A 12,565-nucleotide genomic window follows, 5' to 3' on the forward strand; every position below is an offset into this window, starting at 1 on the left:
GATGCCATAGTTTGCCGGATCAAGCGAGAGGCGCCCCGCCTGACGGCGGGGCGTCACAGTATCAGTAGAAATAGACGCCGTTGTTTTCCAGCGGCAGCATCGTCACGCGGGTGCCGGTGCGGGCGATGGCATTCGCCAGCGCAGGGCCAGCGGGCGGCACGCCGGGCTCGCCCACGCCGGTGGGCGAGGCGGTCGAGGGCACGATATGCGTCTCGATCGCGCGGATATCGCCGATGCGCAGCGGCATGAAGTCATAGAAGTTGGTCTGCTGCACTTCGCCATCGACCATCGTGATCTCGCCCCGCATGACGGCGGACAGCGCAAATCCGATGCCGCCTTCCATCTGGGCGCGGATCATATCCGGGTTGATCGGCAGGCCGCAATCGACGGCGCAGGTGACCTTTTCAATGCGGATCGCATCATCGGCGGTACCCGATACTTCCACAACTTCAGCGACATAGGTGCCAAAGGACTTTACCACGGCCAGACCTTGGCCATGACCCTCGGGGGCATTGCCCCAATTGGCGTTCTGGGTGACCAGTTCCAGCACGCCGCGCAGACGGTCGCCATCCTCGCCCTCGGGCAGGTGGTTCAGGCGGAACTCTAGCGGGTCGATGCCCGCAGCCTCGGCGGCCATATCCATCATGCTTTCCATGACGAAACCGGTGTGCGAATGCCCGACCGAGCGCCACCACAGCACCACAGCATCCTTGCGCTGATCGGTCAGACCGACATGCATTGTGCCAAGGCTGTAAGGGGTGTCGGCGACGCCCTCGACCGAGATATGGTCGATTTCCATGCCATTGGGGTCGAACATCGAGCCCTTCATGATCGACTGACCGGCCAGACGGTGATCCCAAGCCACGATCTTGCCATCGCCGTCCAGACCCACGCGCACGCGATGCGCAAAGGCGGGGCGGTAATAGCCGCCCTGAATATCATCCTCGCGCGACCACGCGAGTTTCACCGGACGGGTGCGGTCGGTCATGGCAAAGGCCTCGGCGGCTTCGGCCTGATAATCCGATTCAAAATTCGCGCGCCGCCCGAACGAGCCACCGGCGTAAAGCGGACGGTTCTCGACCATGGCGGGGTCAAGACCCAGCACAGCCGCTACGGTCGGATGCGACAGGCCCGCAAACTGGGTGCCGTCATGCAAGATCACGCCGCCCTCGGCGGTGGGTTCAATGACGGCGCACATCGGCTCCATCGGGGCATGGGCGAGGTAGGGGGCAAAGAATTCCGCCTCGATCACCTGCGCGGCGCTGGCAAGGTCAGCCTCGACGGCGGCGATATCGGTGCCGTCATGGCTGGCGTTGAACTGCGGATCTGCCCGCACCATGCCAAGCAGCTCCTCGCGGATCTCGTCGGTGGATCGGCTGCCCGCGTTCGAGAAGTCCCACTCTGCGGTGATGGCGCTGCGCGCGCTCATCGCAGCCCAGGTATTCTCGCCGTAAACCACCACACCGCGCCCATCGGCACGGGCAGCGGCGTTGATAAAGCCGCGAATGCCCTCCGCGCCCGAGGCGTCAAAGCTGGTCAGAACGGCGCCAAGGCGCGGCGGGCGGATGACCATGGCCGTGATCTGGTTGTCGAGCTGGATATCGGTCGCGAATATCGCAGTGCCATTGATCTTGCCCGCACCGTCAACGCGGCGGAACGCACCTTCTTTGCCAAAGATGCGGAAATCCGTCTCTTTCAGCTTGGGGTCTTCGGGAACGGGTTGCGTGGCGGCAGCTTGCAGCAGCTCGGCAAAGCTCGCGCTGTGATCGCCCGATGTCAGGACACCGTTTTCCAGCGTGACATCGGCGGGATCAACGCCCCAAGCCTCTGCGGCAGCGGCCTTGAACATGTCGCGCGCGGCGGCACCGGCCTTGCGGTATTGCAAAAAGCTGTCGGGCGTCGCGGTCGAGCCGCCGGTGCCCTTAAAGCCGATCAATGTATTGGCATATTCGGGTTTGGCATCGGGGAAGGCGATCTTGACGAGACCCAAGTCATGATTGAGTTCCTCGGCCACAAAGCTTGCAAGGCCCGAGGACGCGCCCTGACCCATTTCGACGTGTTTGATCAGCACGGTCACCTGACCGTCGGTGCCAATCCGCACGAAGGGGGTGAAAGCGGTGTCGATGGCCGAACCAATGGTCGGGTCAAGCGCGGCATCCGCAGTTGCAGCCATTGCGCCTTTGGGGCCAAAGCCGATGGTAAAGGCGACGGCGCCCGCGCTGGCCAAAAAGCCGCGACGTGTTGTGTTGAAACCCATGATCACGCCTCCATGATTTCGCTGGCGCGCAAAACGGCACCGCGGATGCGTTGATAGGTGGCACAGCGGCAGACGTTGCCCGACATATAGGTGTCGATATCATCTGCGTTGGGTTTGGGGTTTTCGGTGAGTAAGCCGATGGCCTGCACGATCTGGCCCGACTGGCAGTAGCCGCATTGCACGACGTTCAACTCGGCCCAGGCCTGTTGCACGGCGCTGGCGATATTGCCGCTGACGCCTTCGATCGTGGTGATTTCAGCGCCTTCGAGGGTTTCGACCTTTTGTTGGCAGGAACGGACAGGCTCGCCGTTCATCATCACGGTGCAGGCGCCGCAGGCGGCGATGCCACAGCCGAACTTGGTGCCGGTCAATTTCAGGTCGTCGCGTAGAACCCAAAGAAGGGGCGTGCCCTCGGCCGCGTCGACCGTCCGTGATTCTCCATTGATGTTAAGGGTATAAGCCATGGGTAAACGCCTCCGTTCCCGAAATGGGACAGCAATTTCATTGGTATACTAAGCGACCAACGGGGCGCTCGTAAACCAAAATGCCGCAGGGGGTGCGACGTTATGGCGCGAAATTTGGGGCTAGAGCAGCGGGATATCGGCGCGGAAACGGTGGTCGGGCGTGACGCGTTCCCAGATCGCTGGCGGGACGATAGATCCGACCGGAAATATCGGTGCGGTGGTGGTCGCGGTGCCGGTATGACGCCTAAACCGTTGATCCGGATGCGAGACTGGCACCGCATCCAGCAGGCGTTTCGTATAGGGATGGGCGGGGTTTGACAGCACCTGCGCGGCGGGCCCCTGTTCGACCATCGCGCCGCGATACATCACCAAAATTCTATCGGCGACGCGTTCCACAACCGCCATATCATGCGAGATGAACAGCAGGGACAGGTTCTCTTCGGCCTTCAGCCGCCCAAGCAGCGCCAGAATCTGCGCCTGTATCGCCACATCAAGGGCCGAGACAGGTTCATCCGCCACCAGCACCTTTGGCCGCAGTACCAGCGCGCGGGCAATGCAGATGCGCTGCCGCTGGCCGCCCGAGAATTGATGCGGATAGCGGTCCAGGCTGTCCGCGGGCAGGCCGACGCGGGCGATCAGCGCGGCCATTGCCTCCGCGCTTGCAGCCTCGGTCTGGTGCAGGCCGCGAATGCGCAACGGCTCGGTCAGGATGTGCCGCACCTTCATGCGCGGGTCGAGGGCGGCATAGGGGTCTTGGAACACCATTTGGATATTATCGCGCGCCCCGCGCAGATCGCGACCCTCCAGTTCCAAAATATCCTTGCCATCCAGATAGGCCCGTCCGCTTTGGGTGGGCACAAGGCGCAGCAGCGATTTGGCGAGGGTTGATTTTCCGCAGCCGCTTTCACCGATGATGGCGACAGTCTCGCCCTGATGCAGGTCAAAGCTGACATCCTCGACCGCATGCAGATTGGCGCTGTGGCGCTTGAGAAAGCCGGATCGCACCGGAAAGCGCGTGCTGAGGTGATGGACCGACAGCAGCGGCGCATCCGTGCGGGGGGCATAAAGCTGCGCGGTGCGGTCGCGGAATTTCGGCGCGGCATCCAGCAGCTTGCGGGTATAGTCATGCGCGGGGGCGTTAAAGACATGCGACACATCGCCTTGCTCGACAATCTCGCCGTGCAGCATGACGGCGACGCGATCGGCAATTTCGGCGACGACGCCCATGTCATGGGTGATGAACAGCACGCCCATGCCGTTTTGTGCCTGCAAATTGCGGATCAGCTGCAGGATCTCGGCCTGAACGGTGACGTCGAGGGCGGTGGTCGGCTCGTCCGCGATCAGAATCTCGGGCTCGCAGATCAGGGCCATGGCGATCATCACCCGCTGGCGCATGCCGCCCGACAGCTCGTGCGGGAATTGGTCAAAGCGGCGCATGGGGTCGTTGATGCGCACCTTGTCCAGCATGGCGACGGCGCGGGCTTTGGCCTCGCCCTCGATATGGGGGTCGTGCTGGCGGATCGCCTCGACCAGCTGCGCGCCGATGCTCATCACCGGGTTCAGCGAGGTCATCGGGTCTTGGAAAATCATTGCGATGCGCGCGCCGCGATAGGCGCGCATCTGGCGTTCGGTCAGCGTCGCAAGGTCAGTGCCGTCGCCCAAGGTGATGGAGCCGTCGGTGATATGGCCGCCCTGATGGTCGATCAGGCGCAAGATCGCCTTGACCGTCACCGATTTACCCGAGCCAGATTCGCCCACCAGCGCCAGAATTTCGCCGGCCCCAAGGCGCAGCGAGACATCGCGGACGACGGGCGTGCGGGTCGGGCCAAAGCCGACCGACAGGTTCTGGACAGTAAGCAGGGTGTTCATCGGTGACGGCTCCATCAATTCAAGATCAGGCGGCGGGCCGATCAGCCCAGACGCGGATTTCCAAAAGCGAGTCGCGGCGCGAGGCGGCCATTTCAACCACCGAGAGGCCGGGCGCATAGGCATCGCCGACCCATGCGTTCCAGATCGGCACGAAACGCGGCCAATCCCCCATGTCGGCCAGCCAGACCTGCGCATAGATCAGGCCCCTGTTGCCGCTGTCCATCTGGCCCAGCAGATCGTCGATCACTGCCAAAATGGCGCGGGTCTGGCCTGCGAAATCCTCGGATTTATCTGGTGCCGTCAGGCAGACCGAGGCGATATCCCCCGCGGCCGAGCCAAGAAAGATCTTTGGCCCCCAGCTGTCGATGCGTCCGGTTTTAACGATCTGGCTCATGCGGCATCCTTTTCAGCATAGGCGACAGCGACGATTTCCAGCAGCAGATCGGGGCGATACAGCTCGCCCGAGACACAGGTGCGCGCAGGCGGGGCGGCGGGGTCGACCCAGCCGTTCCAGACCGCGTTCAGCCCCGAGAAATAGCGCATGTCTTTCAGCCAGATCGTCACGGTGAACAGGTCCGATTGCGCAAGGCCGGATTCGGCCAGCAGCATGTCCAGTTGCTGGATCACATCGGCGGCCTGTTCCTTGATATCGCCCGCCAGATTGCGCGGTTGCAGCCCGATGAAATGCGTCCAATTGCCGGTTTTGGCCACCAACGAGCGCTTGGCCCCATCCATGGTTTCAGCGTGGCTACGGGTCAGTTGTGTCATGGTCTTGCCTTTATTTGGTCTTCAGTTTCGGGTCGAATTGGTTGCGGAGCGCGTCGCCCAGCAGGTTGAGGCCAAGGACGCAGATGAAAATCGCAAGGCCGGGGAACATCGCCATCCACCAGGCGCTGGAAATATAGGATCGCGAATCCGCCAGCATGCCGCCCCATGTCGGGATCGTCGGCGGCACGCCAAGGCCAAGGAAGGACAGCGAGGCCTCGGCAATGATGGCATTGGCCATGGCAAAGCTGGTCATCACGATGATCGACAGCAGCACGTTCGGCAGGATGTGGTGGCGGATAATAAAGCCGTTCGATGCGCCAAGGGTGCGGGCGGACATGATGAATTCCCGCTCGCGCAGCGCCATGCTTTCGGCGCGAGTGACGCGGAAATAGGGAATCCAGCGCTGTGCGGTCAGGGCGACGATCACGATCAGCAGCCCTTGGCCGATAAAGGCGACGATGGCGATGGCCAGCATCAGGGGCGGGAAGGACCAAAAGATCTCGGCCACTTTTTGCGCGGCGCTATCAGTGCGGCCGCCGTAAAAGCCCGCGACGACCCCCAGAGCGACGCCAACCGCGCCCGCAAAGATCGCGACCGCGCCCGCGATGACCAGCGACACGCGCGCGCCATAGATGATGCGGCTGAGGATATCGCGCCCCAGATGGTCGGTGCCCAAAAGATGCGGGCCGGACAGGCTGGGCGGCATCATCGCGGCCATCAGATCCTGTTTGCCGGGGTCAAAGGGCGCAAGCCAAGGGCTGAACAGGCTCATGATCAGCAGCAGCGCCAGCGTGGTCAGGCCAAAGATCGCCTTGAATCCGGTCAGGTGGCGATAGTTTTGGCGCAAGGTAGGAAGAAGGGTGGTGGCGGTCATCATATCCCTCTCAGCTGACCCGGATTCGGGGGTCGATGACGGTGTAAAGAATGTCGATCAGCAGGTTCACAAGGATGAAAATCGTCGTGTAAACAAGGACAAGGCCGATGATCAGCGGAAAGTCCCGCCCCGTGATGCCCTGCACCAGCAGGCTGCCGATGCCGGGCCAGGCGAAGACGGCCTCGACAATCATCGCGCCCGAGAGCAGCGCGCCAAATTCCAGCCCAATGACAGTGACGACACCGATCAGCGCATTGCGAAAGGCGTGCCGCCACAGGATGCGGGTGGGGCTAAGACCTTTGGCGCGGGCGGTCATCACGTAATCCTCGTGCAAGGCCTCTTGCACGGCGGCGCGTGTCATCTGGGTGATGATGCCCATCATATTGGTGCCCAGCACGATGGCGGGCAGCGCCAGATGGCGCAGCGCGGCGACGAACGCGTCCCCGCGTCCCTGCAGCGCCGCGTCGATCAGGTGAAAGCCGGTGATCGGCGTCAGATCAAGGCCCCAAGGCTCGCGCCCGCCCGACGGCAGCAGGTGCCATTGGCCCGCGAACAGCAGGATCAGCATGATACCGATCCAGAAATTCGGCATCGAAATCCCGGCAAAGCTGAAGGTCGAGGCGATACTGTCCCAGATACTATCGGGGCGTGCGCCGGCCAGCACGCCCAGCGGGATGCCGACGGCGATGGCGACCAGCGTTGCAGCCAGCGCCAGTTCAATGGTGGCGGGCAGGCGGGCGATGACCAGCTCCATCACCGGCTCGCGAAAGCGAAAGGACATGCCGAAATCGCCGGTCATCGCCTTGCCGAGGAAACTGATGAATTGCACCGCCGGTGGCTGATCAAGGCCCCATGCGGCGCGGATACGGTCCTTGTCCGCCTCGGACGCCTGATCCGAGATCAACATACTGACCGCATCGCCGGGGGCGAGCTGCATCAGCAGGAAAACGACCGCCGCGACGATGATCAGCACGGGGATCGCGCCCAAAATCCGCTTTGTCAGGTAAAGATACATGTCACCCTGTCCTTGCCCATTCCGGCCCGCGCATAGGGCGGGCCGGAGGTTTTCGCATCAATCTATAAAGATTTCCCAGCCATTGACCTGATCGGCAGGGTGGGGCGCAAAGGTGATCTCATTCGCGACACCCCAGGCCATCTGATGCTGCCACATGAAGGCGGCAGGGGCCTGATCGACAAGGCGCGCGATGGCGGCTTGCATCTTTTCCGCCCGATCCGCCGGATCAAACGCGGCGCGTTCAGCGGCCAGCAGCGCGTCAAGTTCGGGGTCGGAAAAGCCGATACGGGGCGAGCCGCCGGTTGCGAAATATTGGTGCAGCGCGCGCGAGGGGTCGATCATCGAGCCGCGGCCCATGTAATAGAACGGCACCTCGCCTTGCTGCACATTCGCCCAAAGCGTCGCCCATTCCGGCGTGTCCAGCGTGACGTTAAAGCCCGCTTCTTCCAGCATGGGCACCATCGCCTCGGTGATCTGGCGGTCGGCGGTATAGCGGCCGACGGGGGTCGAGAGCGTCACTTCGACACCTTCAAGGCCCACGGATGCCAGCAATTCGCGGGCGCGGGCGGGGTTATAATCATAGGGGCTGGTAAAGGCGGGGTCGTGGCCGATCTGACCCGCGCTGACTGGCCCCTCGAGGATATTGGCCTGCCCTTGCAAGATGGCGCGGACGATGGCCTCGCGGTTGATGGCATGGGCGACGGCTTGGCGTGCCTCGGGGATATCCCAAGGATGCGTTTTCGGCGACATGGCAAGGAACATCATCTCGACCGAATTGGTGGTCTCGACCCGGGCGTTTTGCATGTCGTTCACGCGGCCGATCAGCTGCGGCGGCACCGATTGGGCGATCTGCACTTCGCCGTTCGCAAGGGCGGTCACGCGCTGTTCGGGTTCGGGCATGATGCGGTACATGATCTGCGCGGGGTTGTTGTCCGACAGCAGCGGATGGCCGTCGTTGCGAGCGATCACGATATGCTGCCCGATGCTGAGGTCGGACAGCATATAGGGGCCAGCGCCGTAAGGGGCGGCGGCGAACATATCCTCGCCATGCGCGTCAAACAGCGCTTTGGAGGTCACGGCCACACCGGCCAGATTGTCGCGCACCGTCGCGTCGGGCGTCGCGGTGGTGATGCGCACGGTCAGATCGTCAATCGCCTCGACGGTTTCCCAGCCTGCGACCAGATAGGATTTGCCGGAATTGGGGTTGCTGCCAAGGTATTCAATCGAATGGACAATATCGGCAGCAACGACAGGTTCGCCATTGTGACGGGTGAGGCCCGCTGGCAGTTTGATCTCCCATGTCAGATCGTCCAGCGCCTCGACGGATTCCGCGAGATAGGGGACAAAGGCGCCCTCGGCAAAGTCATAGCGCGTCACGCAGCCATAGATCTGGCACCAAACGCTGGAGAGCAGCACGACCGGATCGGAATAGGGGTTATAGCCCGAGATCGTCTCGGTGATCGCGACGGCGACGCGGGCATCGCTGCGGTCTTGGGCAAGGGCGGGGCTGACAGCCAGCAGAGCCGAGCTGGTCAGGGCAAAAAGCAGTCTGTTCTTCATGTCGATCCGTTGCGATGGCCGTGCCTAATGACAGGACTGGTTGTGCGTTTGAGATTGCGCTTTCGCGGCGTTTCCGTCATTAAGTAAGTGAACGATTACTTACTTGCCGTGAAGCCGTAAGATGGTTTTCTAAAGGTGTAACAGGGTTGAGACGCGAAATGTCGGCGAGTAAATATGCAAATGCACAGGAAGTGGGCAAAAAATTGACGCCAAAGCGCGCCGAGATCATGTCAGATGATTCGCTTGGGGCAGTTGCTCAGAGATTGGTCGACGCTGGAACGCAGGAATTTGTGCAACACGGCTTTGAAGGTGCCAGTATTTCGCGCATTGTCGATGCGGCGGGCTGCAATGTCCGCATGATCTATCACTATTTCGGCAATAAGGCGGGGCTTTACCGCGTCTGTATCGCGCAGGCCTATGACAAGCTGCGCCAGGCCGAGGCGGATGCCACATTCTGGGAGCTGCCGCCCGATCAGGCGATTGCGGCGCTGGTGCGGTTCACATTTGATTATATGGTGGAAAATCCGGCGTTTCAGGGTCTGATGCGGATTGAAAACATGGCCTCGGCACAGCAGGTGCGGGATCTGGATGCGGTGAATACCCGCGCGCGCAATCTGTTTGCCGCGATTGATCTGGTGTTGGCGCGCGGGGCGGCCAGCGGTGTGTTCACGCAGCGGCCCGATCCGGGGATGCTGTATCTGTCGATCCTTGGCCTTGCGACGATCCATGTCGCGAACCAGCATACAATGAGTGTCGTTCTGGGCCGCGATCTGGCCGAGGCTGGTTTTCTGCGTGCCCGCCGGGACGAGGTGCAGCGTGTGGTGTTGGCCTCGCTGATGGCGCCATGACTGCCGCAATTGCGACGCCGCATCCGCTGGCGACGGCGGCGGGTCAAAAAGTGCTGGACGCTGGTGGCACCGCGCCCGAGGCGGTCATTGCCGCCGGGGCCGTGCTGACGGTGGTGATGCCGCATTTTTGCGGTCTTGGTGGCGATGCGGTTTGGACGCTGAGTGATCGCAATGGCGATAGTCGCTGTCTGCTGGCCATCGGGCAGGGCATCCAGCGCGATAGGCCCAAGGGGCCGGTGCCGTTTCGCGGGCCGGCGTCCATCCTGACCACCGCCGCTGTGGTCGATGGTTGGGCCGAGGCGCTGGATTACGCGCATGTGCATTTGGGCGGCCGGGCGTCGTGGCAATCGCTGTTGGCCCAAGCATTCGCGCTGGCGTGGGATGGGTTTGCGGTGACCTCCTCGCAGGGCTATTGGACTGATTTTCGCGCGCCTGAGATTGCGGATTGGCCGGGCTTTGACGGGCTATTCTTGCAAAACGGCGCATCGCTGCCAGTGGGGCATCTGCTGCAACAGCCTGATCTTGCCTGCGTTTTCGCCAAGCTGATCGACAATGGCCCGCGAGATTTTTACGAGGGGGCTGTGGCGGCGCGGATCATTGCGGGGCTGCAAGAGACCGGCGCGATCATCGGGGCGGATGATCTGCGTCAGACGCGCAGCCGCTGGGCGGCGCCGGTCAGCTTGGGCTATCGGGGCCATAGGCTGCTGTCCTCGCCGCCGCCGACCCAAGGGCTGACGACGCTGCAGATCATGGGAATTCTGGCGCAGTTCGATTTGGCAGATATCGCCCCCAGCAGCGCCGCACATTTTCACCTGTGTGTCGAGGCCGTCAAACGCGCCTTTGAGGATCGCGGCCGTATTGCGGATGGCGCGGCCGTGGATGACCTACTTGCGCCGGATCATCTGGGCGCGCGCGCGGCGGATATTTCGACGCAACAGGCCATGGCCTGGCCGCATCCGTGGCAGCATGGTGATACGGTTTTCCTTGGCGCGATCGATGCGATGGGCAATGCGGCAAGCATGCTGCAAAGCACCTTTTATGACTGGGGCAGTGGCGTTGTGGTGCCGGGCACCGGCATCATCTGGCAAAACCGCGGAGCGGCTTTCAGCTTTCAGCCCGGTCATCCGAATATGTTCCGGCCCGGCAAGCTGCCGTTTTACACGCTGAACCCCGGCATCGCGCTGGATGATGCGGGCCGCCCGGCCTTTGTCTATGGCACACAGGGCGCAGATGGCCAGCCGCAGACCTTGGCCATGCTGCTCAGTCTGCTGCTGGATTACGGCCTGCCGCCTGATCAGGCGCTGGCTGCGCCCCGCTTTTTGCTGGGGCGCACCTTTTCTGATCAACGCGACAGTCTGAAGGTTGAGGGGCATGCAGGCGATGCGGTGATCGCGCAGCTAAAGACCCTCGGCCATCAGGTCAGCGCGATTGCACCGCTCAGCCCGCTTGCGGGGCAGGCGGGCGTGATCAGCCCCACGCTGGGCGGACATCACGATCCGCGTTGATTACGCGCCGTGGTATTGCGCACTTGGCCCTATACCGCACAGTCATAGATGCCGGACGTCACCCTGTCATCCGGCGTGCATTCTATGCGCCACAGTGGTATATAGACGCCATTCCTATACCGAGACAATATAAATGCGACGCGACGAGATGAGCGATCTGATGGCCTTTCTGGCCGTCGCCGAAGAGCGCAGCTTTACCCGCGCCGCCGCGCGTCTTGGGACGTCGCAAAGTGCGGTCAGCGCCGTCGTGCGGCGGCTCGAGCAGCGATTGGATGTGCGGCTGCTGACCCGCACGACGCGCGCGGTTTCCCCGACCGAGGCGGGTCAGCGGTTGCTGGACACGCTGCGGCCCGCCTTTGACGAGATCGAGGCCCAGCTTTCGGCGCTGGACGTCATGCGCACGCATCCCTCTGGCACGATCAAACTGACCGCCAGCCGCCGCGCCGCATTGCAGATCGTGATGCCGGTGGCCAATCGCCTGATGACGGAACATCCTGATATCAAGATTGAAATCGCGGTTGATGGCCGCTTTGTCGATATCGCAAAAGAGGGCTATGATGCGGGGGTGCGCCTGGGCGAAAGCCTGGATCGCGATATGATCGGGGTGCGGATCTCGCCTGATCTTGAAATGATCGTGGCGGGATCGCCCGATTATTTCCGCAACAATCCCGTGCCGCGCACGCCGCATGATCTGGCTGGGCATAATTGTGTCAACCTGCGCCTGCAAACCCTTGGCGGTCTTTATGCGTGGGAGTTCGAGCAGGACGGGCGACCGATGAATGTACGCGTGGACGGGCAGTTTACCAGCAGCGATACGGAGCTGATCCTCGAGGCGGGGCTGGCGGGGCGCGGGTTGATTTGCCTGCCCTCTGACCATCTTGCGCCCTATATCGCCAGCGGTGCGCTAGTGCGGGTGTTGGCGGATTGGTGTCCGCCATTCGCGGGCTATTTTCTATATTATCCCAGCCGCCGACAGGTTTCGCCCGCGTTTCGTCTGCTGGTCGAGGGTTTGCGCTGGCGCGAACCGCGCAAACCCCAAAGTGCTGATTAACGATACGAGTATTGCAGAACGGCTTCCGATAGTCGCGCGCCTGCGATGGTCATTTTCGCGGCCTCGCGCGCGATTTGGTCCAGATCTGCCTGCGTCAGCGTGACTTTGGCCGCGCCGATGTTTTCCTCCACGCGGTCAAGGCGACGGGTGCCGGGGATCGGCACGATGAACGGGTGCTGCGCCAGCAGCCAGGCTAGCGCGATCTGGGCGGGGGTTGCGTCTTTTTGTTGCGCAATGGCCGATAGCAGGTCGACCAGCCCCTGATTGGCGGCGCGCGCCTCGGGGGTAAAGCGGGGCGAATGCGCGCGAAAGTCATCCGCGCCGATATGCGTTTGCGCGGTGATCTGGCCTGTC

General features: G+C 62.5%; 12 protein-coding genes (1 of these 12 only partly in view). 3 read left to right on the forward strand and 9 right to left on the reverse strand.

Translation table 11 applies throughout. The features are described from left to right. Positions 1-61 precede the first annotated feature (61 nt). The 8 genes from KVU_RS14915 to KVU_RS14950 all read right to left on the reverse strand — a co-directional run bounded on the left by KVU_RS14915 (position 62) and on the right by KVU_RS14950 (position 8,807). Complete coding sequence (locus KVU_RS14915; RefSeq protein ID WP_014538282.1) at positions 62-2,257, reverse strand: xanthine dehydrogenase family protein molybdopterin-binding subunit; 2,196 nt, start codon at positions 2,255-2,257, stop codon at positions 62-64. Between the two features lie 2 nt (positions 2,258-2,259). Beyond that, positions 2,260-2,721 (reverse strand): (2Fe-2S)-binding protein, encoded by a 462-nt coding sequence (locus KVU_RS14920; RefSeq protein WP_013368597.1) that lies wholly within the window; start codon positions 2,719-2,721, stop codon positions 2,260-2,262. Positions 2,722-2,841: 120 nt separating this feature from the next. Then, on the reverse strand, positions 2,842-4,590 hold the full coding sequence (locus tag KVU_RS14925; RefSeq protein WP_013368598.1) for an ABC transporter ATP-binding protein: 1,749 nt from the start codon (positions 4,588-4,590) through the stop codon (positions 2,842-2,844). A 25-nt stretch (positions 4,591-4,615) separates the two neighbouring features. After that, positions 4,616-4,984 carry a Rid family hydrolase gene (locus tag KVU_RS14930; protein ID WP_013368599.1) on the reverse strand — a complete coding sequence of 123 codons (369 nt, stop codon included), beginning with the start codon at positions 4,982-4,984 and terminating at the stop codon, positions 4,616-4,618. Continuing rightward, positions 4,981-5,358 (reverse strand): Rid family hydrolase, encoded by a 378-nt coding sequence (locus KVU_RS14935; protein ID WP_013368600.1) that lies wholly within the window; start codon positions 5,356-5,358, stop codon positions 4,981-4,983. Before KVU_RS14935 ends, KVU_RS14930 begins: the two co-directional genes overlap by 4 nt. 10 nt (positions 5,359-5,368) lie before the next feature. Beyond that, on the reverse strand, positions 5,369-6,232 hold the full coding sequence (locus tag KVU_RS14940) for an ABC transporter permease (RefSeq protein WP_013368601.1): 864 nt from the start codon (positions 6,230-6,232) through the stop codon (positions 5,369-5,371). A 10-nt stretch (positions 6,233-6,242) separates the two neighbouring features. Continuing rightward, positions 6,243-7,247: an ABC transporter permease gene (locus tag KVU_RS14945; RefSeq protein ID WP_013368602.1), complete on the reverse strand. Its 1,005-nt coding sequence runs from the start codon at positions 7,245-7,247 to the stop codon at positions 6,243-6,245. 57 nt (positions 7,248-7,304) lie between these two features. Continuing rightward, complete coding sequence (locus tag KVU_RS14950) at positions 7,305-8,807, reverse strand: ABC transporter substrate-binding protein (protein ID WP_013368603.1); 1,503 nt, start codon at positions 8,805-8,807, stop codon at positions 7,305-7,307. Positions 8,808-9,097: 290 nt separating this feature from the next. Here KVU_RS14950 and KVU_RS14955 point away from each other — a divergent pair, with 290 nt between their 5' ends. The 3 genes from KVU_RS14955 (at position 9,098) to KVU_RS14965 (ending at position 12,211) form a co-directional block, all read left to right on the forward strand. Beyond that, positions 9,098-9,655 (forward strand): TetR/AcrR family transcriptional regulator, encoded by a 558-nt coding sequence (locus KVU_RS14955; RefSeq protein ID WP_236953173.1) that lies wholly within the window; start codon positions 9,098-9,100, stop codon positions 9,653-9,655. Continuing rightward, complete coding sequence (locus KVU_RS14960) at positions 9,652-11,160, forward strand: gamma-glutamyltransferase family protein (RefSeq protein ID WP_014538284.1); 1,509 nt, start codon at positions 9,652-9,654, stop codon at positions 11,158-11,160. Before KVU_RS14955 ends, KVU_RS14960 begins: the two co-directional genes overlap by 4 nt. Positions 11,161-11,293: 133 nt before the next feature. Further along, entirely contained in the window at positions 11,294-12,211 is a 918-nt protein-coding gene (locus KVU_RS14965) for a LysR family transcriptional regulator (protein WP_014538285.1), read from the forward strand. Here the strand turns inward: KVU_RS14965 and KVU_RS14970 are convergent. Further along, on the reverse strand, positions 12,208-12,565 hold the 3' end of the coding sequence (locus tag KVU_RS14970; protein WP_013368609.1) for an aldo/keto reductase. 632 nt of this gene lie beyond the right edge of the window; only the last 358 of its 990 coding nucleotides appear in the window; the start codon falls outside the window, past its right edge; its stop codon occupies positions 12,208-12,210. The genes KVU_RS14965 and KVU_RS14970 overlap by 4 nt on opposite strands.

The sequence above is a fragment of the Ketogulonicigenium vulgare WSH-001 genome (assembly GCF_000223375.1).
Taxonomy (GTDB): domain Bacteria; phylum Pseudomonadota; class Alphaproteobacteria; order Rhodobacterales; family Rhodobacteraceae; genus Ketogulonicigenium; species Ketogulonicigenium vulgare.